The organism is Cellulomonas sp. P1_G12_2, from assembly GCF_056405535.1.
Map to the genome: position 1 here is coordinate 624,267 of NZ_JBFUBX010000002.1, position 19,686 is coordinate 643,952.

Consider the following 19,686-nt stretch of genomic DNA (forward strand, 5'->3'; position numbering starts at 1 on the left):
AACCCTGTAGTTCCATCACACAAACCGACCCGTAGGACGCCGCGTCGAACGGCTACCGTCCGGTAGCCGCAGAACGTCGGCCAATCTCTACCAAGTCCTGAGGAGGACACCCAGTGGGCAAGGCGAAGTTCGAGCGGACGAAGCCGCACGTCAACATCGGCACCATCGGCCACGTCGACCACGGCAAGACGACGCTGACCGCGGCCATCTCGAAGGTGCTGCACGACAAGTACCCCGACCTGAACCCCTTCACGCCGTTCGACGAGATCGACAAGGCGCCCGAGGAGAAGCAGCGCGGTATCACCATCAACATCGCGCACGTGGAGTACCAGACGGAGAAGCGTCACTACGCTCACGTCGACGCTCCGGGTCACGCGGACTACATCAAGAACATGATCACCGGTGCGGCGCAGATGGACGGCGCCATCCTCGTGGTCGCGGCGACCGACGGCCCGATGGCCCAGACGCGTGAGCACGTCCTGCTCGCCCGTCAGGTCGGCGTGCCCTACCTGCTCGTCGCGCTGAACAAGACCGACATGGTCGACGACGAGGAGATCCTGGAGCTCGTCGAGGTCGAGGTGCGCGAGCTGCTCTCGGCCCAGGGCTTCGACGGCGACGAGGTCCCCGTCGTGCGCGTCTCCGGCCTGAAGGCGCTCGAGGGCGACCCGATCTGGGTCAAGTCCGTCGAGGACCTGCTCGCCGCCGTCGACGAGTCCGTGCCGGACCCGGTGCGCGACATCGACAAGCCCTTCCTCATGCCGATCGAGGACGTCTTCACGATCACCGGTCGTGGCACCGTCGTCACCGGTCGCGTGGAGCGCGGCAAGCTCAAGGTGAACGAGGAGGTGGAGATCGTCGGCATCAAGGAGAAGGCGATCAAGACCACGGTCACCGGCGTCGAGATGTTCCGCAAGCTGCTCGACTACGCCGAGGCCGGCGAGAACGTCGGTCTGCTCCTGCGTGGCACGAAGCGCGAGGAGGTCGAGCGCGGCCAGGTCGTCGTCAAGCCCGGCTCGATCACCCCGCACACCGAGTTCGAGGGCCAGGTCTACATCCTGGCCAAGGACGAGGGTGGCCGTCACAACCCGTTCTACGGGAACTACCGCCCCCAGTTCTACTTCCGCACCACCGACGTCACCGGCGTCATCACGCTGCCCGAGGGCACCGAGATGGTCATGCCCGGCGACAACACCGAGATCCACGTGAACCTCATCCAGCCCATCGCGATGGAGGAGGGCCTCGGCTTCGCCATCCGCGAGGGTGGCCGCACCGTCGGCTCGGGCAAGGTCATCAAGATCATCAAGTGATGCTCGCCCCTCGGGGCTGCTGATCTGACGGAAGGGCCCGGGAGCTTCGGCTCCCGGGCCCTTCTGTCGTGATGGATCAGTGCGAGTCCGGGTAGCCCGCGTACCCGTCGCCGTCGAGGTCGGTGCACAGGCCGTACGCATGCTCGGGGCCGAAGTCCTCGACGCAGTCGGCGTAGCCCACGATGTACCTGAACGGGCCCTCGACCTCTCCCGTCGCATCCGTGCAGTCGGGCGAGCCGTCGGCCGGGTCGCACAGCTCGCCGGGGGCGAGGGTCGGCGCCGGGGTGGGGGAGAGCGTCGGAGTCGGGGCGGCCATGCTCTGCGTGGCTGTCGGGGATGGTGCGGGAGCCGACGGCGTGGCTGCGGTGGACGTCCCTGGAGAGACGGCGGAGGACGGTCGGGCCGGGGCGGAGGTGCAGCTGGCGAGCACCAGGACGGCGACTCCGATCCCGAGGGCGCGTCCGGACAGTCGAGGCATGGCCGAACGGTAGCGCCGGCGGTCGGGGTTGTGGGGGAGATCACGCGGGACGAGCCCGCGGGTGTGACGGAGGCGATTGGAGTTCCCGGGCGCACTCTGGCACACTGTTCAGGTTGCCTAGTTGAGGGCGGCGCGTTCGCGCGCGCAGCACACGACAGGGCTCACACACGTGGAAGGCGTCTGGACCCCGGGATCACCCGGTGGTTGACGCCCGACAACAACCACCGATCTCGTGCCGGACACGGTACGCAGCGCAACGGTGTGTCGCGCCTAGCGACACGCCCGAGTGCGGGGGTCGGACGGGCCGGTTCCAAACAGAGGGAAGTAGAAGCGCCATGGCGGGACAGAAGATCCGCATCAGGCTCAAGTCCTACGACCACGAAGTCATCGACAGCTCGGCGCGCAAGATCGTCGACACGGTGACTCGCGCTGGTGCGTCGGTCGTGGGTCCGGTGCCGCTGCCGACGGAGAAGAACGTGTTCTGCGTCATCCGGTCGCCCCACAAGTACAAGGACAGCCGCGAGCACTTCGAGATGCGTACTCACAAGCGGCTCATCGACATCATCGATCCCACGCCGAAGGCCGTCGACTCGCTCATGCGTCTCGACCTGCCTGCGGACGTGAACATCGAGATCAAGCTCTGACGCTGGGAAGGAACTGATTTCTATGGTTACCCAGCAGAACGAGCGCGCAGTCACGGCTCTCCTCGGCACGAAGCTCGGCATGACCCAGGTGTGGGACGACAACGGTCGTCTCGTCCCGGTCACCGTCGTCGCTGTCGGGACGAACGTCGTGACCCAGGTGCGCTCCGCCGATGCTGACGGCTACGCCGCGGTCCAGCTGGCCCACGGCCAGATCGACCCGCGCAAGGTCACCAAGCCGCTGAAGGGCCACTTCGAGAAGGCCGGGGTCACCCCCCGCCGGCACGTGGCCGAGATCCGTACGCCGAACGCCTCCGAGTTCACGCTCGGCCAGGAGCTCACGGCCGCCCTCTTCGAGGCCGGCTCGCTCGTGGACGTCATCGGCACCACCAAGGGCAAGGGCACCGCCGGTGTCATGAAGCGTCACGGCTTCCACGGCGTCGGCGCCTCGCACGGTGCGCACCGCAACCACCGCAAGCCCGGCTCGATCGGTGGCGCTTCGACGCCGTCGCGCGTGTTCAAGGGCATCAAGATGGCCGGTCGCATGGGCGTGGACCGCCAGACCACCCAGAACCTGACCGTGCACGCCGTCGACGTCGAGCGGGGTTTCATCCTCGTCAAGGGTGCCGTCCCCGGCCCCAAGGGTGGCGTCGTGGTCGTGCGTTCCGCTGTGAAGGGGGCGTGACCATGAGTGACACGCTGACTGTCGACGTGGTCGACTCCGAGGGCAAGAAGGCCGGCTCGGCCGACCTGCCCGCGGACGTCTTCGACGTGCAGACCAACATCCCGCTGATCCACCAGGTCGTCGTCGCGCAGCTCGCGGCGGCTCGCCAGGGCACCCACGACACGAAGTCTCGTGGCGAGGTGCGCGGTGGTGGGCGCAAGCCGTACAAGCAGAAGGGCACCGGCCGCGCCCGTCAGGGTTCGACGCGTGCTCCGCAGTTCGCCGGTGGTGGCGTCGTCCACGGCCCCACCCCGCGTGACTACTCGCAGCGCACCCCCAAGAAGATGAAGGCCGCGGCGCTCCGCGGTGCTCTCTCGGACCGCGCTCGTGCCGGTCGCGTGCACGTCGTCTCGGGCTTCGCCCCGGGCACCGCGCCCTCGACCAAGTCCGCGCTCGCCGTGCTCGACAACCTGTCGGGGCGCAAGCACGTCCTGGTCGTCGTCGAGCGTCAGGACGAGATCACGTGGAAGTCGCTGCGGAACGTCGAGCGGGTGCACCTGCTGGTCTCTGACCAGCTCAACACCTACGACGTCCTGATCTCGGACGACGTCGTGTTCACGCAGGGCGCGCTCGACGCGTTCCTGGCGGGCCCCGTCAAGGGTGCCTCCGCTGTGGCCACGTCCTCCGAGTCCGAGGAGGAGACGAAGTGACCGACATCGGCAAGAACCCGCGCGACATCCTGATCGCGCCGGTCGTCTCCGAGAAGAGCTACGGCCTGCTCGACGAGGGGAAGTACACCTTCCTCGTCGACCCGCGGGCCAACAAGACCGAGATCAAGATTGCCGTCGAGCAGGTCTTCGGCGTCAAGGTCGACTCGGTCAACACCGCGAACCGGCAGGGCAAGGCCCGTCGGACCCGTTTCGGCATCGGCCGCCGCAAGGACACGAAGCGTGCGATCGTCACCCTCCGCGAGGGAACGATCGACATCTTCGGCGGTCCGGTCGGCTGAGCGAAGGACTGAGAACTCATGGGTATTCGTAAGTACAAGCCGACCACGCCGGGCCGTCGCGGCTCCAGCGTCGCCGACTTCGTCGAGATCACGCGATCCACGCCGGAGAAGTCGCTCGTCCGTCCCCTCCACAAGACGGGCGGCCGCAACTCCACGGGTCGCATCACCACGCGCCACCAGGGTGGCGGTCACAAGCGTGCATACCGCGTCATCGACTTCCGTCGTCATGACAAGGACGGCGTGCCGGCCAAGGTCGCTCACATCGAGTACGACCCCAACCGCACCGCCCGCATCGCGCTCCTGCACTACGCGGACGGCGAGAAGCGCTACATCATCGCGCCGAACAAGCTGTCGCAGGGCGACCGCATCGAGAACGGCCCCGGCGCCGACATCAAGCCCGGCAACAACCTGCCGCTGCGCAACATCCCGACCGGTACGGTCATCCACGCCATCGAGCTGCGGCCCGGTGGCGGTGCGAAGATCGCCCGCTCGGCTGGTGCGTCCGTGCAGCTCGTCGCCAAGGACGGCCCCTACGCCCAGCTGCGCATGCCGTCCGGTGAGATCCGCAACGTCGACCTGCGCTGCCGCGCCACGGTCGGCGAGGTGGGCAACGCCGAGCAGTCGAACATCAACTGGGGCAAGGCCGGCCGCATGCGCTGGAAGGGCAAGCGCCCGACCGTCCGTGGTGTCGCCATGAACCCGATCGACCACCCGCACGGTGGTGGCGAGGGCAAGACGTCCGGTGGACGTCACCCCGTCAGCCCGTGGGGCCAGGCCGAGGGCCGTACCCGCCGTCCGAACAAGCCGAGCGACAAGCTCATCGTGCGCCGTCGGCGCACCGGCAAGAACAAGCGCTGATAGGAGCCTGAGATGCCACGTAGCCTGAAGAAGGGCCCGTTCGTCGACGGTCACCTGCAGAAGAAGGTCGACGTCCAGAACACCGCCGGCACGAAGAACGTCATCAAGACGTGGTCGCGCCGTTCGGTCATCACGCCGGACTTCCTCGGCCACACGTTCGCGGTGCACGACGGACGCAAGCACACCCCGGTGTTCGTGACGGAGGCGATGGTCGGGCACAAGCTCGGCGAGTTCGCCCCGACGCGGACGTTCCGCGGCCACGAGAAGGACGACCGGAAGGGTCGTCGCCGCTGACCCCCGGGTCAGCCAGGCGACGCCCTTAACCGGCAGAGACAAGAAGGCAGGACAGCAATGGAAGCCAAGGCGAAGGCGCGGTTCGTCCGCGTCACGCCCCAGAAGGCCCGGCGCGTCGTGGACCTCATCCGTGGCAAGCAGGCCGGCGAGGCTGTGGCGGTGCTGAAGTTCGCACCGCAGGCCGCGGGGGAGACGGTGCTCAAGGTTGTGGAGAGCGCGATCGCGAACGCTCGTGAGGCTGCCAAGCGCAGCAACGAGCGTCTCGACGAGGCGGACCTCTACATCTCCGAGGTGTTCGTCGACGAGGGTCCGACGCTCAAGCGGTTCCGTCCGCGAGCGCAGGGTCGGGCCAGCCAGATCCTCAAGCGGACGAGCCACATCACCGTGGTCGTCGCTGAGCGCGAGACGAAGGGACGGGCCCGATAGTGGGACAGAAAGTCAACCCGCTCGGGTACCGCCTGGGCATCACCACCGACCACCGGTCGCGTTGGTTCGCCGACTCGACCAAGCCGGGTCAGCGCTACCGCGACTACGTGGGCGAGGACGTCAAGATCCGCAAGCTCATGGCCACGGGCCTCGAGCGTGCCGGCATCGCCAAGGTCGAGATCGAGCGCACGCGTGACCGCGTCCGCGTCGACATCCACACCGCCCGCCCGGGCATCGTCATCGGGCGTCGTGGCGCGGAGGCCGACCGCATCCGCGGCGAGCTCGAGAAGCTCACGGGCAAGCAGGTGCAGCTGAACATCCTCGAGGTCAAGAACGCCGAGATCGAGGCTCAGCTGGTCGCCCAAGGCATCGCCGAGCAGCTGGCGAGCCGCGTCTCGTTCCGCCGCGCCATGCGCAAGGGCATCCAGTCGGCCCAGCGCGCCGGTGCCAAGGGCATCCGCGTGCAGGTCTCCGGCCGCCTCGGTGGCGCGGAGATGAGCCGCACGGAGTTCTACCGCGAGGGCCGTGTGCCCCTGCACACGCTCCGCGCGAACATCGACTACGGCTTCTTCGAGGCTCGCACCACCTTCGGGCGCATCGGCGTCAAGGTGTGGGTCTACAAGGGCGACATGACCGAGAAGGAGTTTGCTCGCGAGCAGGCGACCCAGGCCCCGCGCCCGGCTCGTGGCCCGCGGACGGACCGTGGCGAGCGCAGCGACCGTGGCCCCCGTGCCGCCGCTCCTCGTCGCGACCGTGCAGACGCTCCTGAGGCGACCGAGGCTGCCGCCGCTCCGGCGGAGGCCCCGGCTGCTGAGACCGGAACGGAGGCCTGAGCATGCTGATCCCGCGCAGGTTGAAGCACCGCAAGCAGCACCACCCGGGGCGCTCCGGCGCCGCGACCGGTGGTACCGCGATCTCCTTCGGTGACTACGGCATCCAGGCTCTCGAGCCCGCCTACGTCACCAACCGGCAGATCGAGGCTGCTCGTATCGCCATGACCCGCCACATCAAGCGTGGAGGGAAGGTCTGGATCAACATCTACCCGGACCGTCCCCTCACCAAGAAGCCTGCCGAGACCCGCATGGGTTCCGGCAAGGGTTCGCCGGAGTGGTGGATCGCCAACGTCAAGCCCGGCCGAGTTCTCTTCGAGCTCGCCGGCGTCCCGGAGCCCCTGGCTCGCGAGGCCATGCGCCGCGCGCAGCACAAGCTCCCGATGAAGACACGTTTTGTGGTTCGCGAGGGTGGTAACTGATGACTATCGGCACCAAGGAACTGGCTCCCAGCGAGCTGGACACCTTCGACGACGAGAAGCTTGTCGCCGAGCTGAAGAAGTCCAAGGAGGAGCTGTTCAACCTCCGCTTCCAGTCCGCGACGGGCCAGCTCGAGAGCCACGGGCGTCTCAAGGCCGTTCGCCGCGACATCGCGCGGATCTACACGATCCTGCGTGAGCGCGAGCTCGGCATCCGTACTGCCCCGAGCGCGAGCGAGTGAGACTGATGAGCGACGAGACGAACGAGAAGACGACCGCTGTCGCCGCGAAGCGCGGCGACCGCAAGACGCGCCGCGGCTACGTGGTCAGCGACAAGATGGAGAAGACCGTCGTGGTCGAGGTCGAGGACCGGGTCAAGCACCCGCTCTACGGCAAGGTCATCCGGCGGACGAGCAAGGTCAAGGCGCACGACGAGCTGGGCTCGGCGGGCGTGGGCGACCTCGTGGTCATCATGGAGACCCGGCCGCTGAGCGCCACCAAGCGGTGGCGCCTGGTCGAGGTCCTCGAGAAGGCCAAGTAAGCAGCACCACCCCCAGTTGCCCACGGGCGCCGGGTGGACGTCCTGGACACCACCCGGCGCGACGTGTGCATCACGGCAACTATCCGTTCGGCCAGGCTCGGGCCAACCCGGCGCGAGAACCCGCCAGACGACAGGAGTAGGTAATGATCCAGCAGGAGTCGCGACTTCGTGTCGCCGACAACACTGGTGCGAAGGAGATCCTTTGCATCCGTGTGCTCGGCGGCTCCGGCCGTCGCTACGCAGGCATCGGTGACGTCATCGTCGCCACCGTCAAGGACGCCATCCCCGGCGGCAACGTCAAGAAGGGCGACGTCGTCAAGGCTGTCATCGTGCGCACCCGCAAGGAGCGCCGCCGTCCGGACGGTTCGTACATCAAGTTCGACGAGAACGCCGCAGTGATCCTCAAGAACGACGGGGAGCCCCGTGGTACGCGCATCTTCGGCCCGGTGGGCCGCGAGCTGCGCGACAAGAAGTTCATGAAGATCATCTCGCTGGCACCGGAGGTGCTCTGACCATGGCGAAGATCAAGAAGGGCGACCTCGTCCTCGTCATCTCGGGCCGCGACAAGGGCAGCACCGGTCGCGTCCTCGAGGTTCTCGTCGAGTCGCAGCGGATCGTCGTCGAGGGCGTCCAGCGCGTGCAGAAGCACGTGAAGGCCGGCCAGACGCAGCGCGGCACGCGCACCGGCGGCATCGAGACCGTCGAGGCCCCCATCCACATCAGCAACGTGATGCTCGTGGACCCGGAGACCAAGAAGGGCACCCGGGTCGGCTACCGCACCGAGCAGGTCGAGCGCGACGGCCGTACCCGCACCGTTCGGGTCCGCGTCGCCAAGCGCTCCGGTAAGGACATCTGATGACCGAGACCACTCTCACGGCTCCGGCGCTCCCGCGTCTGAAGTCCAAGTACAACGACGAGATCCGCACCGCTCTCTTCGAGCAGTTCTCGCACGAGAACATCAACCAGGTCGCGCGCCTGGTGAAGGTCGTCGTGAACATGGGCGTCGGCGAGGCCGCCAAGGACTCCAAGCTCATCGAGGGCGCGATCCGCGACCTGACCCAGATCACGGGTCAGAAGCCGCAGGTCACCAAGGCTCGCAAGTCGATCGCGCAGTTCAAGCTGCGTGAGGGAATGCCCATCGGCGCCCACGTCACCCTGCGTGGCGACCGTGCCTGGGAGTTCCTGGACCGCCTGCTCTCCACCGCGCTGCCGCGCATCCGTGACTTCCGTGGCCTCTCGCCGCAGCAGTTCGACGGTCACGGCAACTACACCTTCGGCCTCGTGGAGCAGTCCGTGTTCCACGAGATCGACCAGGACAAGATCGATCGGGTCCGCGGCATGGACATCACGGTCGTCACGACGGCCGACACCGACGACGAGGGTCGCGCTTTCCTCAAGCTCCTCGGCTTCCCGTTCAAGGAGATCTGACCATGGCGAAGACTGCCCTCAAGAACAAGGCTGCTGCCAAGCCGAAGTTCGCAGTGCGTGGCTACACGCGCTGCCAGCGTTGCGGCCGGCCCCACTCGGTGTACCGCAAGTTCGGCCTGTGCCGAATCTGCGTGCGCGAGATGGCCCACCGCGGCGAGCTCCCCGGCGTCACCAAGAGCAGCTGGTAACCCACGCACCACGAACGTCGGTAGGTCCAGCCCCCACAAGGGCGGGATACCCCGGCGAGGAAGGGCGGAAGCCCCATGACCATGACCGACCCCATCGCAGACCTGCTCACGCGGCTGCGTAACGCGAACTCGGCTCACCACGACACCGTGCTGATCCCGTTCTCGAAGCTGAAGTCGCACATCGCGGAGATCCTCCAGGCGGAGGGCTACATCACGGGCTGGAAGGTTGAGGACGCCGTCGTCGGCAAGAACCTCATCATCGAGCTCAAGTACGGCCCCAACCGCGAGCGTGCGCTCGCCGGCGTGAAGCGCGTGTCCAAGCCGGGCCTGCGCGTGTACGCCAAGTCGACCAACCTGCCCAAGGTGCTCGGCGGCCTGGGCGTGGCGATCCTGTCCACGTCCTCCGGTCTCCTCACCGACAAGCAGGCCGCCAAGAAGGGCGTGGGTGGGGAAGTCCTCGCCTACGTCTGGTAAGTCCGAGACGGAAAGGAGCTAGCCATGTCCCGAATCGGCAGAGTCCCCGTCCCGGTCCCCACCGGCGTGGATGTCGACATCAACGGTGCCGTCGTGACGGTCAAGGGCCCCAAGGGCACCCTGACGCACACGGTCGCCGCACCCATCGAGGTCGCGCGCGACGAGGCAGGTGCCCTCGTGGTCACCCGCCCCGACGACGAGCGCGCCTCGCGCTCGCTGCACGGCCTCACCCGCACGCTGCTGGCCAACCTGGTCATCGGTGTGACGGAGGGCTACGTCAAGAAGCTCGAGATCGTCGGCACCGGTTACCGCGTGACCGCGAAGGGTGCGGACCTCGAGTTCGCGCTCGGCTTCAGCCACGCGGTCACGGTCAACCCGCCGGAGGGCATCACCTTCGTCGTCGAGGCACCCACCCGCTTCTCGGTGCAGGGCATCGACAAGCAGCAGGTGGGCGAGGTCGCCGCAAACATCCGCAAGATCCGCAAGCCCGAGCCGTACAAGGGCAAGGGCGTCCGGTACGCGGGCGAGAACGTGCGCCGCAAGGTCGGAAAGGCCGGTAAGTAATCATGGCTCTCAAGATCCTCGGCAAGGGCAAGCGTGTTGCCCGCCAGCGCCGCCACCTGCGCCTTCGCAAGAAGGTCGCCGGCTCGGCCGTGCGTCCCCGTCTCGTCGTGACCCGGTCCGCCCGGCACATCTCGGCGCAGGTCGTGGACGACGGCATCGGTCAGACGATCGTCTCCGCATCGACCCTCGAGGCCGACCTGCGCAGCTCGAACGACGACAAGACCGCCAAGGCCCGCAAGGTCGGCGAGCTCATCGCCGAGCGTGCGAAGGCTGCCGGCCTTGACGCTGTGGTCTTCGACCGCGGCGGCAACAAGTACCACGGCCGTGTCGCTGCGGTGGCCGACGGCGCTCGCGAGGGCGGTCTGAAGCTGTGACGACGACGAACTGCGACATGAAGAAGAGGACTCACTGATGGCTGCTCCTCAGCGCAGCAACACCGGGGCGCCCGCGGGTGGCACCGGCACCGGCGGCGGTGACCGCCGCGACGGCGGCCGCGGCCGTGACGGCGGCGGCGGTCGCGGACGCGACGCCGCAGAGAAGAGCGCGTTCCTCGAGCGCGTCGTGACGATCAACCGCGTGGCCAAGGTCGTCAAGGGTGGCCGCCGCTTCAGCTTCACCGCGCTCGTCGTGGTCGGCGACGGCGACGGCACCGTGGGTGTCGGCTACGGGAAGGCCAAGGAGGTGCCCGCGGCGATCGCCAAGGGCGTCGAGGAGGCCAAGAAGAACTTCTTCAAGGTCCCGCGCATCCAGGGCACGATCCCGCACCCCATCCAGGGTGAGGCCGCTGCCGGTGTCGTCTTCCTGCGTCCGGCGTCCCCGGGTACCGGCGTCATCGCCGGTGGTCCGGTGCGCGCCGTGCTCGAGTGCGCCGGCATCCACGACGTGCTGAGCAAGTCGCTCGGCTCGTCCAACGCGATCAACATCGTGCACGCCACGGTCGCGGCCCTCAAGGGTCTCGAGCGTCCCGAGGCCGTGGCCGCGCGCCGCGGGCTCCCGGTCGAGCACGTGGTCCCGGCTGCCCTCCTCCGTGCCCAGGCTGCCGGCCTGGCCGCAGCGGCGGGCTCGAAGGCAGGTGCGTGATGGCTCGACTCAAGGTGACCCAGACGCGCTCTGGCATCGGCGGTAAGCAGAACCAGCGCGACACCCTGCGCACCCTCGGCCTCAAGCGGATCGGCGACGTCGTCGTCAAGGAGGACCGTCCTGAGATCCGCGGCATGGTCAAGACGGTGACGCACCTTGTCGCGGTCGAAGAGGTGGAGTGACCATGGCTGACGAGAACGAGAAGGGCACCGACGAGGTGACGGCCCCCAAGAAGGCCGCCGCCAAGAAGGCCCCCGCGAAGAAGGCCGCCGACACGGAGTCCGCTCCGAAGGCGACCAAGGCGAAGTCCGCTGCTGCGGACAAGCCGGCCAAGGCCGACAAGGCCGAGGCGACGACCGAGGCTGCACCGAAGGCGAAGGCCCCCAAGGCCGCGCCCAAGGCTGCTGCGCCCAAGAAGACGGTCTCCGCTGCTGCGGCGAAGGCGGCCGAGGCCGCTGCGCAGCCCGGCAACGGTGGGACGCTCAAGGTGCACCACCTCCGTCCGGCTCCGGGCGCCAAGACCGCCAAGACCCGCGTGGGTCGTGGCGAGGCGTCCAAGGGCAAGACGGCCGGTCGTGGCACCAAGGGCACCAAGGCCCGCTACCAGGTGCCGACGCGCTTCGAGGGCGGGCAGATGCCTCTGCACATGCGCCTCCCGAAGCTGCGCGGCTTCAAGAACCCGTTCCGCGTCGAGTACCAGGTGGTCAACCTGGACAAGCTGTCGGCGCTGTACCCGAACGGTGGCGACGTGACGGTCGCCGACCTCGTGGCGAAGGGCGCGGTCCGCAAGGGCCAGCCCGTCAAGGTGCTCGGCACCGGCGAGCTCACGGTCAAGGTCTCTGTCGCGGTCGACGCCTACTCGGCGACCGCGAAGGACGCGATCGTGGCGGCCGGCGGAAGCGTCGCGCAGGACTGATCGAAGGGACGGGACCGGTGGGTGCGTAGTTACCCGCCGGTCCCGTTCCGTATGTCGGCGGGCATCAGTTAGGGTGCCCCGGTGCTCGCGACTCGTCGCGGGCTGCACGGCCGGAACGGACCGGTCGTACGTGATGCCGCTCCGGCGGCCCAGGAGGACAGGTGCTCAGCGCATTCGTGCGGGCGTTCCGGACGCCCGACCTGCGGCGCAAGCTGCTCTTCACCATCGGGATCATGGTGATCTTCCGTGCCGGCTCGTTCCTGCCGACACCGGGAGTCTCCTACCCGAACGTGCAGACGTGTATCGAGCAGTCCCAGGGCAACGACCTGCTCGGGCTGGTGAACCTGTTCAGCGGCGGTGCTCTGCTGCAGCTGTCGGTGTTCGCGCTCGGGATCATGCCGTACATCACCGCGAGCATCATCATCCAGCTGCTCCGGGTGGTCATCCCTCGTTTCGAGGAGCTCCACAAGGAGGGCCAGTCCGGCACCGCGAAGCTCACGCAGTACACGCGGTACCTGACGATCGGCCTGGCGATCCTGCAGTCGACGACGATCATCACCGTCGCGCGCAGCGGTCAGCTGTTCAGCGGGTGCACCGTCGACGTCATCCCGGACGACAACTGGGTCACGCTCCTCATCATGGTGATCACCATGACCGCCGGTACCGGCCTGATCATGTGGCTGGGTGAGCTCATCACCGAGCGCGGTGTCGGCAACGGCATGTCGCTGCTCATCTTCACGTCGATCGCGGCCAGCTTCCCCGGCGCCATGTGGTCGATCGCCGGTGGCGACAACGGCATCTCGAAGTTCATCGTGGTCCTGGCGATCGTCGTGCTGGTCATCGCGCTGGTGGTGTTCGTCGAGCAGTCGCAGCGACGCGTGCCGGTGCAGTACGCCAAGCGCATGGTCGGCCGTCGCATGTACGGCGGCTCGAGCACCTACATCCCGATCAAGATCAACATGGCCGGCGTCATCCCGGTGATCTTCGCGTCGTCGCTGCTCGCCGTCCCCGGGCTGCTCGCGCAGTTCGGTGACCCGACCGCCGGGTGGGTCCAGTGGATCCAGCGCTACCTGGCCTCGCCCAGCGCGCCGCTGCACCTGGCGATCTACGTCGTCCTGATCATCTTCTTCTGCTACTTCTACACGGCGATCACGTTCAACCCGGACGAGGTCGCGGACAACATGAAGAAGTACGGCGGCTTCATCCCCGGCATCCGTGCCGGCCGGCCGACCGCCGAGTACCTGGACTACGTGATCTCGCGGATCACCGCGCCCGGGTCCGTCTACCTGGCGATCGTCGCGCTGATCCCGACCATCGCGTTCATCGTGATGGGCGTCGGCACCAACATCCCGTTCGGCGGGGCGTCGATCCTCATCGTCGTCGGCGTCGGCCTGGAGACCGTGAAGCAGATCGAGTCCCAGCTGCAGCAGCGGCACTACGAAGGGTTCTTGCGTTGAGCACGCGTCTCGTCCTGCTCGGTCCTCCGGGAGCGGGCAAGGGGACCCAGGCTGTGCGGATCGCCGAGCGGCTGGGCATCCCGGCCATCTCGACCGGCGACATCTTCCGCGCCAACATCAAGGGCGGCACGCCGCTCGGCAAGACGGTGCAGGAGTACACGTCGCGCGGCGCGCTGGTCCCGGACTCGGTGACCAACGAGATGGTGCGCGACCGGCTCGCCCAGGACGACGCGGCTGACGGGTTCCTGCTCGACGGGTACCCGCGCAACGTCGCCCAGGTGGGGGAGCTCGACGCGATCCTCGCGGACGCGGGGCTGAGCCTCGACCTCGCGATCGAGATCACCGCCGACCCGGACGTCGTCGTGGCGCGGCTGCTCAAGCGTGCCGAGATCGAGGGCCGTGAGGACGACACCGAGGACGTCGTCCGCCACCGGCTCGACGTCTACGCCCAGGAGACCGCGCCCATCGCGCACGTGTACGCCGACCGCGGACTGCTCGCGCAGGTGGACGGGATCGGCGACGTCGACGCGGTCACCGAGCGGCTCGTCGCGGCGATCGGCGCGCCGAGCGCCGGCTGACCATGTTCGGTCGCGAGCGGATCGAGTACAAGACACCCGAGCAGGTGCTGCTCATGCGGCGTGCCGGGCTGGTGGTCGCCGAGGCGCTGGCCGCTGTGCGGGAGCGGGCGGTGGCCGGGGTCACGACGGGTGAGCTGGACGCCGTCGCTGCGGAGATCATCGGTGACCGGCACGCGACGCCGTCGTTCCTCGGCTACCTCGGCTATCCGGCGTCCCTCTGTGTCTCGGTGAACGACGAGGTCGTGCACGGCATCCCGGGCTCCCGGGTGCTCGAGCCCGGGGACGTGGTGTCGGTCGACTGCGGCGCGATCGTCGAGGGCTGGCACGGCGACTCCGCGATCACCGTGGTCCTCGACGGCGCCGCGCCCGAGGACGTCGCCCTGGCGGAGACGACGGAGCGCGCCATGTGGGCGGGCATCGCCGCTCTGGCCGGCGCCGAGCGGCTGGGCGCGGTGGGGGAGGCGGTCGAGGACGTCGTCGACGCCGCCGAGGCAGCCGGGCTCAACGGCGGGCAGCGGTACGGCCTGGTCGAGGAGTACGTGGGTCACGGCATCGGTACGGCGATGCACCAGCCGCCGGACGTGCCGAACTTCCGTAGTCGGGACCGTGGTCCGCGCGTGCGCCCGGGGCTGTGCGTCGCGGTCGAGCCGATGGTGGTGCGCGGACAGCGGTTCACCCAGGTCCTCGACGACGACTGGACCGTCGTCACGGGCGACGGCTCGCGCGCGTCCCACTGGGAGCACACCGTCGCCGTGCTGGACGACGGCATCTGGGTGCTGACCGCGCCCGACGGCGGTGCGGAGAAGCTGGCCGCGCTCGGCGTCTCCATCGCACCGCTCGCCTGACCCCGGAGTTACTCCCGAGTACGTCCATCCAGGTGAACTTGTGTCCAGTTGTCCACAATTTGTCTGTGATCTGGCCAAACGCGCACGCGATGACCGGTTTGTCCGATACGGTCCTGCCCGGCGGTGAACGATCCGCCACGGGCGTCCCTGGGGCCCGCGCGGCGTGACCGGTGCGGTGAAGGGGTGGGAGGCCCGACTCCGGCAGGCACGTGGTCAGCGCGCGCCTGCACTCGACGTGATGGGTGGCTCATGCAGCGCAGCGTTCGTCCTTCCCCGATCTCCGTCCGCCGCCTCGTCGGCGCCGCGGCCGTCGCCTCCGCCCTGCTCCTCACCGGTGCGGGTGCTGCGCAGGCGCACGGCAACGACAGCCACCGGGGCAGGCAGTGGCAGCAACCGCAGACGCAGCTGACGAAGCAGCAGACGAGCGAGCCGGAGACCACCGGCGCCTACGTCTACCTCAAGAAGGACGTCACCAAGCCGGTGTCGTGGGAGAACTCGACCCAGCAGTACCTGGTCACCACGTGGTCGGGCGGGTACTGGCGCGATCTCACGCTCGAGGAGATCGGTGCCGCAATGCCTGCCGACGTCACGGTCTGCGGTCCGGGCTGGGCGGTCCAGGAGGACAAGGCGTACGGCGACGCGACGGTCTTCACCGGCAACAAGGCGCCCCACTACCCGACGGACTACATCGGCTGGCGGAGCAAGGAGAACCCGAAGGGTGCGCTCTTCGACGCCAAGCACTTCGAGCTGTCCGCCATGGTGACGGTCCCGGCGTGCGGTCCGACGCCGACCACCTCGCCGTCGCCCGAGCCGACGGTGTCCCCGAGCCCGACGCCGAGCGTCAGCGAGACCCCGCCGCCGCCGTCGCCCGCCACGCCGGTCACGCCGCCCGCACCGTCGACGCCTCCGGCTCCTCCGGCGCCCCCGGTCACCGAGGTGGACGACGCGCCGTCGGCGACACCGACTCCCACCGTCGGCATCGTCGCGTCGACCCCGACCCCGTCCGCCTCGTTCTACTCCGAGGTCCTCGCTGCGGGGCCCACCGGTGGTGCGGCGCTGGCCGCGACCGGCTCGTCCCCGATGCCGGGCGTGCTCGCCGCGGGCATCCTGGTGCTCTCGGGGGCAGCCCTGCTCCTGCTGAGGCGCCGGCGCGCCAGCTGATCACACACAGGAGGGCCGTCGTCACGAGGACGACGGCCCTCCTCGTGTGTGTCGGTGGCCCGTGTGTGGCGGACGGCACGTGCCAGGAGCGGGGGGCGGTTTCGTCCCCTGGGCCTGATGGCGTAAGATCGTCCGTTGGGTGTGCGCCCGGTTCTCGTGGCGCGCTGTCCACATCTAGTTCCCACCACGTCGTCGCCGCCCGTCCGGGCGGGGCCGGTCGTCGTGGGTTGATCCATCAGGACCGACAGTTAGCGGAGGATATGGCGAAGAAGGACGGTGTCATCGAGATCGAGGGCAGCGTCGTGGAGGCTCTGCCGAACGCGATGTTCCGCGTGGAGCTCACCAACGGCCACAAGGTGCTCGCCCACATCTCGGGCAAGATGCGACAGCACTACATCCGGATCCTCCCCGAGGACCGGGTGGTGGTGGAGCTGAGCCCGTACGACCTGTCCCGTGGCCGGATCGTCTACCGCTACAAGTAACAGCCACTCGAACACGCCGTCAGCCCTGTCACGGGCGCAACGGCGGCGGAGGAACACGCGATGAAGGTCAAGCCCAGCGTCAAGAAGATCTGCGACAAGTGCAAGGTGATCCGCCGGCACGGTCGCGTCCAGGTGATCTGCGAGAACCTGCGCCACAAGCAGCGCCAGGGCTGATGCCCTGACGCCGGTCCGTCGGACCAGCAGCTCGACCAGCACCACCGGTCCTCCACGGAGGACCAGCAAGCGCACAGCCACTCCGGCGATCACTCGCCGGTGCACCCTCGGTCGGAGGCCGGGGCCCGCAGCACGCGGGAGGGCAGTGCGGCAGACCTCCGATGCAGTGCAGGAGCCACCAGACACATGGCACGTCTTATCGGCGTCGACCTCCCCCGCGAGAAGCGGCTCGAGATCGCGCTCACCTACATCTACGGGGTCGGCCGTACCCGCGCCCAGGCAACTCTGGCCGCGACCGGCATCAGCCCGGACCTGCGCGTGAAGGACCTCGGCGACGCCGAGCTCGTCGCGCTGCGTGACTACCTCGAGACGAGCTACAAGCTCGAGGGTGACCTTCGCCGTGAGGTCGCTGCGGACATCCGCCGCAAGGTCGAGATCGGCTGCTACGAGGGCCTGCGTCACCGCCGTGGCCTTCCGGTGCGCGGACAGCGCACCAAGACCAACGCGCGTACCCGCAAGGGCCCGAAGCGCACCGTCGCCGGCAAGAAGAAGGCCGGGCGCAAGTAGCCCTCCCGGCTGGCTGCATCCCCGCGATGCGCCGCCCGGTCATCCCCAGCTGATCTCGAGAGAAGAAGAGCATGCCTCCCAAGACCCGTTCCGCCGTGCGCAAGCCGCGCCGCAAGGAGAAGAAGAACGTCTCCCACGGCCAGGCGCACATCAAGAGCACGTTCAACAACACGATCATCTCCATCACCGACCCGACCGGCGCCGTCATCGCGTCGGCCTCGTCGGGCCAGGTGGGCTTCAAGGGCTCGCGCAAGTCGACCCCCTTCGCGGCGCAGCTCGCCGCCGAGGCGGCCGCTCGTCGCGCCCAGGAGCACGGCATGAAGAAGGTCGACGTCTTCGTCAAGGGCCCCGGCTCCGGCCGTGAGACCGCGATCCGCTCGCTCCAGGCGACCGGCCTCGAGGTCGGCTCGATCCAGGACGTGACGCCCCAGGCGCACAACGGCTGCCGCCCGCCGAAGCGCCGTCGCGTCTGACCGTCGGCTCGATCGGGTCGGTGCGCTGCGAGGCGCACCGACCCGGACATCCTTACGTCGACCAGGTGGACCGAGACCAGGCCGGCCCGTAGTACTGCGCAGCGTCATATGGCGGACGCCCGCTGAGAGGAAAACACACCGTGCTGATTGCACAGCGCCCCACCCTGACCGAAGAGGTCATCTCGGAGAACCGGTCGCGGTTCTCCATCGAGCCCCTGGAGCCGGGTTTCGGCTACACGCTCGGCAACTCGCTCCGCCGGACGCTGCTGTCCTCCATCCCCGGTGCCGCCGTCACGTCCATCCGGATCGACGGCGTGCTGCACGAGTTCTCCACCGTGCCGGGCGTCAAGGAGGACGTCACCGAGATCATCCTCAACATCAAGCAGCTGGTCGTCTCCTCGGAGAACGACGAGCCCGTGGTGATGTACCTGCGCAAGCAGGGTGCCGGTGAGGTCAGCGCCGCTGACATCGTCCCGCCGGCCGGCGTCGAGGTGCACAACCCCGACCTGCACCTGGCCACGCTGAACGACAAGGGCAAGCTCGAGATCGAGCTGACCGTCGAGCGCGGTCGTGGCTACGTGTCGGCGAACCAGAACAAGTCGTTCGACGCCGAGATCGGCCGCATCCCGGTCGACTCGATCTACTCGCCGGTCCTCAAGGTGACCTACAAGGTCGAGGCGACGCGTGTCGAGCAGCGCACGGACTTCGACAAGCTGGTCGTCGACGTCGAGACCAAGTCGGCGATCGGGCCGCGCGACGCGCTGGCCTCCGCCGGCAAGACGCTGGTCGAGCTGTTCGGTCTGGCCCGTGAGCTCAACATCGAGGCCGAGGGCATCGAGATCGGCCCGTCGCCGACCGACGCTGCGCTCGCCGCGGACCTCGCTCTGCCGATCGAGGACCTGCAGCTCACGATCCGCTCCTACAACTGCCTCAAGCGCGAGGGCATCCACTCCGTGGGTGAGCTCGTCGCCCGGTCCGAGGCCGACCTCCTGGACATCCGCAACTTCGGTGCGAAGTCCATCACGGAGGTCAAGGAGAAGCTGGCCGAGCTCGGTCTGACGCTCAAGGACAGCCCGCTCGACTTCGACCCGTCCGCCACCGCCTACTACGGCGACGACGAGGGCGACTTCGTCGAGGACGAGCAGTACTGACGCCGGGGAGCTAGACGTGCCGGCGTGAGCCGGCTCGCCTGCAGCCCATCACTGGAACTCAAGGAGTAAAGACCATGCCTACGCCCACCAAGGGTCCCCGGCTCGGTGGCGGACCGGCGCACGAGCGGCTGATCCTCGCGAACCTCGCGACGTCGCTGTTCGAGCACAAGCGCATCACGACGACCGAGACGAAGGCCAAGCGCCTCCGCCCGCTCGCCGAGCGCCTGATCACGTTCGCCAAGCGTGGTGACCTGCACGCCCGCCGCCGCGTGATGACCGTCGTCAAGGACAAGTCCGTCGTGCACGTGCTCTTCACCGAGATCGCCCCGGCCGTGGCCGAGCGTCAGGGTGGCTACACGCGCATCACCAAGATCGGCCCCCGCAAGGGCGACAACGCCCCGATGGCCGTCATCGAGCTCGTGCTCGAGCCGCTCTCCCCGAAGCAGGCCGTCGTGAAGGAGGCCACCAAGGCCGCCTCGAAGGCTGCGCCGAAGGCGAAGAAGGCCGACAAGGTCGAGGACAAGGTCGTCGAGGACGCGCCCGTCGAGGACGCGCCCGTCGAGGACGCTCCCGTGGAGGACGCGCCCGTCGAGGACGCTGCCGCCGAGACCAAGGATGACGCCGACAAGGCGTGATCTGAGAGCTGCACCGAGAAGGCCCGGGACCTGCTGGTCCCGGGCC

General features: G+C 68.4%; 33 protein-coding genes. 32 read left to right on the plus strand and 1 reads right to left on the minus strand.

Going from position 1 to position 19,686, the window contains the following annotated elements; all coding sequences use genetic code 11:
* The first annotated feature begins 113 nt into the window (after positions 1-113).
* Positions 114-1,307, plus strand: a complete 1,194-nt coding sequence (gene tuf / locus AC1DXT_RS10915) for an elongation factor Tu (RefSeq protein WP_056088906.1) — start codon at positions 114-116, stop codon at positions 1,305-1,307.
* Positions 1,308-1,383: 76 nt separating this feature from the next.
* Here tuf and AC1DXT_RS10920 read toward each other — a convergent pair whose 3' ends face one another.
* Entirely contained in the window at positions 1,384-1,623 is a 240-nt protein-coding gene (locus AC1DXT_RS10920) for a hypothetical protein (protein ID WP_477061363.1), read from the minus strand.
* Positions 1,624-2,120: 497 nt separating this feature from the next.
* On the opposite strand from AC1DXT_RS10920, the gene rpsJ reads away from it, so the two are divergent.
* The 31 genes from rpsJ (at position 2,121) to rplQ (ending at position 19,640) form a co-directional block, all read left to right on the plus strand.
* Entirely contained in the window at positions 2,121-2,429 is a 309-nt protein-coding gene (rpsJ, locus tag AC1DXT_RS10925) for a 30S ribosomal protein S10 (RefSeq protein WP_013117879.1), read from the plus strand.
* Between the two features lie 22 nt (positions 2,430-2,451).
* Positions 2,452-3,111, plus strand: a complete 660-nt coding sequence (gene rplC, locus AC1DXT_RS10930) for a 50S ribosomal protein L3 (RefSeq protein ID WP_056088911.1) — start codon at positions 2,452-2,454, stop codon at positions 3,109-3,111.
* Positions 3,112-3,113: 2 nt separating this feature from the next.
* Positions 3,114-3,800, plus strand: coding sequence for a 50S ribosomal protein L4 (rplD, locus tag AC1DXT_RS10935; RefSeq protein WP_056088914.1), 687 nt, complete (start codon positions 3,114-3,116; stop codon positions 3,798-3,800).
* Positions 3,797-4,099 carry a 50S ribosomal protein L23 gene (gene rplW / locus AC1DXT_RS10940; RefSeq protein WP_056088917.1) on the plus strand — a complete coding sequence of 101 codons (303 nt, stop codon included), beginning with the start codon at positions 3,797-3,799 and terminating at the stop codon, positions 4,097-4,099. Before rplD ends, rplW begins: the two co-directional genes overlap by 4 nt.
* A gap of 18 nt (positions 4,100-4,117) precedes the next feature.
* A complete protein-coding gene (rplB, locus tag AC1DXT_RS10945; RefSeq protein ID WP_055912153.1) occupies positions 4,118-4,957 on the plus strand; it encodes a 50S ribosomal protein L2 in 840 nt (279 codons plus the stop codon).
* Positions 4,958-4,969: 12 nt separating this feature from the next.
* Positions 4,970-5,251: a 30S ribosomal protein S19 gene (gene rpsS / locus AC1DXT_RS10950; protein WP_055912154.1), complete on the plus strand. Its 282-nt coding sequence runs from the start codon at positions 4,970-4,972 to the stop codon at positions 5,249-5,251.
* A 57-nt stretch (positions 5,252-5,308) separates the two neighbouring features.
* On the plus strand, positions 5,309-5,677 hold the full coding sequence (gene rplV, locus AC1DXT_RS10955; protein WP_056088920.1) for a 50S ribosomal protein L22: 369 nt from the start codon (positions 5,309-5,311) through the stop codon (positions 5,675-5,677).
* Entirely contained in the window at positions 5,677-6,510 is an 834-nt protein-coding gene (gene rpsC / locus AC1DXT_RS10960; RefSeq protein ID WP_477061364.1) for a 30S ribosomal protein S3, read from the plus strand. The genes rplV and rpsC overlap by 1 nt, the downstream gene beginning before the upstream one ends.
* 2 nt (positions 6,511-6,512) lie before the next feature.
* On the plus strand, positions 6,513-6,929 hold the full coding sequence (gene rplP / locus AC1DXT_RS10965; RefSeq protein ID WP_056088927.1) for a 50S ribosomal protein L16: 417 nt from the start codon (positions 6,513-6,515) through the stop codon (positions 6,927-6,929).
* Positions 6,929-7,168, plus strand: coding sequence for a 50S ribosomal protein L29 (rpmC, locus tag AC1DXT_RS10970; RefSeq protein WP_055912162.1), 240 nt, complete (start codon positions 6,929-6,931; stop codon positions 7,166-7,168). The genes rplP and rpmC overlap by 1 nt, the downstream gene beginning before the upstream one ends.
* A gap of 5 nt (positions 7,169-7,173) precedes the next feature.
* The gene (gene rpsQ, locus AC1DXT_RS10975) at positions 7,174-7,467 is read left to right on the plus strand and encodes a 30S ribosomal protein S17 (protein WP_477061365.1); all 294 of its coding nucleotides are present in this window, start codon (positions 7,174-7,176) and stop codon (positions 7,465-7,467) included.
* A 143-nt stretch (positions 7,468-7,610) separates the two neighbouring features.
* Positions 7,611-7,979: a 50S ribosomal protein L14 gene (rplN, locus tag AC1DXT_RS10980; RefSeq protein WP_034625870.1), complete on the plus strand. Its 369-nt coding sequence runs from the start codon at positions 7,611-7,613 to the stop codon at positions 7,977-7,979.
* A gap of 2 nt (positions 7,980-7,981) precedes the next feature.
* The gene (gene rplX, locus AC1DXT_RS10985) at positions 7,982-8,323 is read left to right on the plus strand and encodes a 50S ribosomal protein L24 (protein WP_056088933.1); all 342 of its coding nucleotides are present in this window, start codon (positions 7,982-7,984) and stop codon (positions 8,321-8,323) included.
* Complete coding sequence (gene rplE / locus AC1DXT_RS10990; RefSeq protein ID WP_056088935.1) at positions 8,323-8,895, plus strand: 50S ribosomal protein L5; 573 nt, start codon at positions 8,323-8,325, stop codon at positions 8,893-8,895. The genes rplX and rplE overlap by 1 nt, the downstream gene beginning before the upstream one ends.
* 2 nt (positions 8,896-8,897) lie before the next feature.
* A complete protein-coding gene (locus AC1DXT_RS10995) occupies positions 8,898-9,083 on the plus strand; it encodes a type Z 30S ribosomal protein S14 (RefSeq protein ID WP_028045055.1) in 186 nt (61 codons plus the stop codon).
* Between the two features lie 75 nt (positions 9,084-9,158).
* Positions 9,159-9,557: a 30S ribosomal protein S8 gene (gene rpsH, locus AC1DXT_RS11000; RefSeq protein WP_055912171.1), complete on the plus strand. Its 399-nt coding sequence runs from the start codon at positions 9,159-9,161 to the stop codon at positions 9,555-9,557.
* Between the two features lie 24 nt (positions 9,558-9,581).
* Complete coding sequence (gene rplF / locus AC1DXT_RS11005) at positions 9,582-10,121, plus strand: 50S ribosomal protein L6 (protein WP_056088938.1); 540 nt, start codon at positions 9,582-9,584, stop codon at positions 10,119-10,121.
* A 2-nt stretch (positions 10,122-10,123) separates the two neighbouring features.
* Positions 10,124-10,495 carry a 50S ribosomal protein L18 gene (rplR, locus tag AC1DXT_RS11010; protein WP_477061366.1) on the plus strand — a complete coding sequence of 124 codons (372 nt, stop codon included), beginning with the start codon at positions 10,124-10,126 and terminating at the stop codon, positions 10,493-10,495.
* A 37-nt stretch (positions 10,496-10,532) separates the two neighbouring features.
* The gene (rpsE, locus tag AC1DXT_RS11015) at positions 10,533-11,201 is read left to right on the plus strand and encodes a 30S ribosomal protein S5 (protein WP_056088942.1); all 669 of its coding nucleotides are present in this window, start codon (positions 10,533-10,535) and stop codon (positions 11,199-11,201) included.
* Entirely contained in the window at positions 11,201-11,383 is a 183-nt protein-coding gene (rpmD, locus tag AC1DXT_RS11020; RefSeq protein WP_028045050.1) for a 50S ribosomal protein L30, read from the plus strand. The genes rpsE and rpmD overlap by 1 nt, the downstream gene beginning before the upstream one ends.
* A 2-nt stretch (positions 11,384-11,385) precedes the next feature.
* Complete coding sequence (gene rplO / locus AC1DXT_RS11025) at positions 11,386-12,117, plus strand: 50S ribosomal protein L15 (protein WP_477061367.1); 732 nt, start codon at positions 11,386-11,388, stop codon at positions 12,115-12,117.
* A 161-nt stretch (positions 12,118-12,278) separates the two neighbouring features.
* Complete coding sequence (secY, locus tag AC1DXT_RS11030; RefSeq protein WP_477061368.1) at positions 12,279-13,574, plus strand: preprotein translocase subunit SecY; 1,296 nt, start codon at positions 12,279-12,281, stop codon at positions 13,572-13,574.
* On the plus strand, positions 13,571-14,152 hold the full coding sequence (locus AC1DXT_RS11035; protein ID WP_056088947.1) for an adenylate kinase: 582 nt from the start codon (positions 13,571-13,573) through the stop codon (positions 14,150-14,152). Before secY ends, AC1DXT_RS11035 begins: the two co-directional genes overlap by 4 nt.
* Positions 14,153-14,154: 2 nt before the next feature.
* On the plus strand, positions 14,155-14,997 hold the full coding sequence (map, locus tag AC1DXT_RS11040) for a type I methionyl aminopeptidase (protein ID WP_477061369.1): 843 nt from the start codon (positions 14,155-14,157) through the stop codon (positions 14,995-14,997).
* A 249-nt stretch (positions 14,998-15,246) separates the two neighbouring features.
* Entirely contained in the window at positions 15,247-16,158 is a 912-nt protein-coding gene (locus AC1DXT_RS11045; RefSeq protein ID WP_477061370.1) for an LPXTG cell wall anchor domain-containing protein, read from the plus strand.
* Between the two features lie 260 nt (positions 16,159-16,418).
* Positions 16,419-16,640, plus strand: coding sequence for a translation initiation factor IF-1 (infA, locus tag AC1DXT_RS11050; RefSeq protein ID WP_013770189.1), 222 nt, complete (start codon positions 16,419-16,421; stop codon positions 16,638-16,640).
* Positions 16,641-16,700: 60 nt separating this feature from the next.
* The gene (gene rpmJ / locus AC1DXT_RS11055; RefSeq protein ID WP_013117849.1) at positions 16,701-16,814 is read left to right on the plus strand and encodes a 50S ribosomal protein L36; all 114 of its coding nucleotides are present in this window, start codon (positions 16,701-16,703) and stop codon (positions 16,812-16,814) included.
* Positions 16,815-17,000: 186 nt separating this feature from the next.
* On the plus strand, positions 17,001-17,381 hold the full coding sequence (gene rpsM, locus AC1DXT_RS11060; protein WP_175348018.1) for a 30S ribosomal protein S13: 381 nt from the start codon (positions 17,001-17,003) through the stop codon (positions 17,379-17,381).
* A gap of 71 nt (positions 17,382-17,452) precedes the next feature.
* On the plus strand, positions 17,453-17,854 hold the full coding sequence (rpsK, locus tag AC1DXT_RS11065; RefSeq protein ID WP_055912186.1) for a 30S ribosomal protein S11: 402 nt from the start codon (positions 17,453-17,455) through the stop codon (positions 17,852-17,854).
* A gap of 140 nt (positions 17,855-17,994) precedes the next feature.
* Positions 17,995-19,005, plus strand: a complete 1,011-nt coding sequence (locus AC1DXT_RS11070) for a DNA-directed RNA polymerase subunit alpha (RefSeq protein ID WP_056088961.1) — start codon at positions 17,995-17,997, stop codon at positions 19,003-19,005.
* Positions 19,006-19,079: 74 nt separating this feature from the next.
* Positions 19,080-19,640, plus strand: coding sequence for a 50S ribosomal protein L17 (gene rplQ, locus AC1DXT_RS11075; protein WP_477061371.1), 561 nt, complete (start codon positions 19,080-19,082; stop codon positions 19,638-19,640).
* Positions 19,641-19,686: the final 46 nt, after the last annotated feature.

Excerpts from the sequence above, each read along its gene's own strand:
- rplV (WP_056088920.1), top strand. The coding sequence starts at position 5,309 with ATGGAAGCCAAGGCGAAGGCGCGGTTCGTCCGCGTCACGCCCCAGAAG.
- rpsE (WP_056088942.1), top strand. The coding sequence starts at position 10,533 with ATGGCTGCTCCTCAGCGCAGCAACACCGGGGCGCCCGCGGGTGGCACC.
- rpmJ (WP_013117849.1), top strand. The coding sequence starts at position 16,701 with ATGAAGGTCAAGCCCAGCGTCAAGAAGATCTGCGACAAGTGCAAGGTG.
- rpsJ (WP_013117879.1), top strand. The coding sequence starts at position 2,121 with ATGGCGGGACAGAAGATCCGCATCAGGCTCAAGTCCTACGACCACGAA.
- rplQ (WP_477061371.1), top strand. The coding sequence starts at position 19,080 with ATGCCTACGCCCACCAAGGGTCCCCGGCTCGGTGGCGGACCGGCGCAC.
- rplB (WP_055912153.1), top strand. The coding sequence starts at position 4,118 with ATGGGTATTCGTAAGTACAAGCCGACCACGCCGGGCCGTCGCGGCTCC.
- rplE (WP_056088935.1), top strand. The coding sequence starts at position 8,323 with ATGACCGAGACCACTCTCACGGCTCCGGCGCTCCCGCGTCTGAAGTCC.
- rplR (WP_477061366.1), top strand. The coding sequence starts at position 10,124 with ATGGCTCTCAAGATCCTCGGCAAGGGCAAGCGTGTTGCCCGCCAGCGC.
- rpsS (WP_055912154.1), top strand. The coding sequence starts at position 4,970 with ATGCCACGTAGCCTGAAGAAGGGCCCGTTCGTCGACGGTCACCTGCAG.
- rpsK (WP_055912186.1), top strand. The coding sequence starts at position 17,453 with ATGCCTCCCAAGACCCGTTCCGCCGTGCGCAAGCCGCGCCGCAAGGAG.
- rpsM (WP_175348018.1), top strand. The coding sequence starts at position 17,001 with ATGGCACGTCTTATCGGCGTCGACCTCCCCCGCGAGAAGCGGCTCGAG.
- rpsQ (WP_477061365.1), top strand. The coding sequence starts at position 7,174 with ATGAGCGACGAGACGAACGAGAAGACGACCGCTGTCGCCGCGAAGCGC.
- AC1DXT_RS10995 (WP_028045055.1), top strand. The coding sequence starts at position 8,898 with ATGGCGAAGACTGCCCTCAAGAACAAGGCTGCTGCCAAGCCGAAGTTC.
- rplO (WP_477061367.1), top strand. The coding sequence starts at position 11,386 with ATGGCTGACGAGAACGAGAAGGGCACCGACGAGGTGACGGCCCCCAAG.
- infA (WP_013770189.1), top strand. The coding sequence starts at position 16,419 with ATGGCGAAGAAGGACGGTGTCATCGAGATCGAGGGCAGCGTCGTGGAG.
- rplF (WP_056088938.1), top strand. The coding sequence starts at position 9,582 with ATGTCCCGAATCGGCAGAGTCCCCGTCCCGGTCCCCACCGGCGTGGAT.
- AC1DXT_RS10920 (WP_477061363.1), bottom strand. The coding sequence starts at position 1,623 with ATGGCCGCCCCGACTCCGACGCTCTCCCCCACCCCGGCGCCGACCCTC.
- rplC (WP_056088911.1), top strand. The coding sequence starts at position 2,452 with ATGGTTACCCAGCAGAACGAGCGCGCAGTCACGGCTCTCCTCGGCACG.
- rpmD (WP_028045050.1), top strand. The coding sequence starts at position 11,201 with ATGGCTCGACTCAAGGTGACCCAGACGCGCTCTGGCATCGGCGGTAAG.
- rpsH (WP_055912171.1), top strand. The coding sequence starts at position 9,159 with ATGACCATGACCGACCCCATCGCAGACCTGCTCACGCGGCTGCGTAAC.
- rplD (WP_056088914.1), top strand. The coding sequence starts at position 3,114 with ATGAGTGACACGCTGACTGTCGACGTGGTCGACTCCGAGGGCAAGAAG.
- map (WP_477061369.1), top strand. The coding sequence starts at position 14,155 with ATGTTCGGTCGCGAGCGGATCGAGTACAAGACACCCGAGCAGGTGCTG.
- rplN (WP_034625870.1), top strand. The coding sequence starts at position 7,611 with ATGATCCAGCAGGAGTCGCGACTTCGTGTCGCCGACAACACTGGTGCG.
- rplX (WP_056088933.1), top strand. The coding sequence starts at position 7,982 with ATGGCGAAGATCAAGAAGGGCGACCTCGTCCTCGTCATCTCGGGCCGC.
- rplP (WP_056088927.1), top strand. The coding sequence starts at position 6,513 with ATGCTGATCCCGCGCAGGTTGAAGCACCGCAAGCAGCACCACCCGGGG.
- rpmC (WP_055912162.1), top strand. The coding sequence starts at position 6,929 with ATGACTATCGGCACCAAGGAACTGGCTCCCAGCGAGCTGGACACCTTC.
- AC1DXT_RS11045 (WP_477061370.1), top strand. The coding sequence starts at position 15,247 with ATGCAGCGCAGCGTTCGTCCTTCCCCGATCTCCGTCCGCCGCCTCGTC.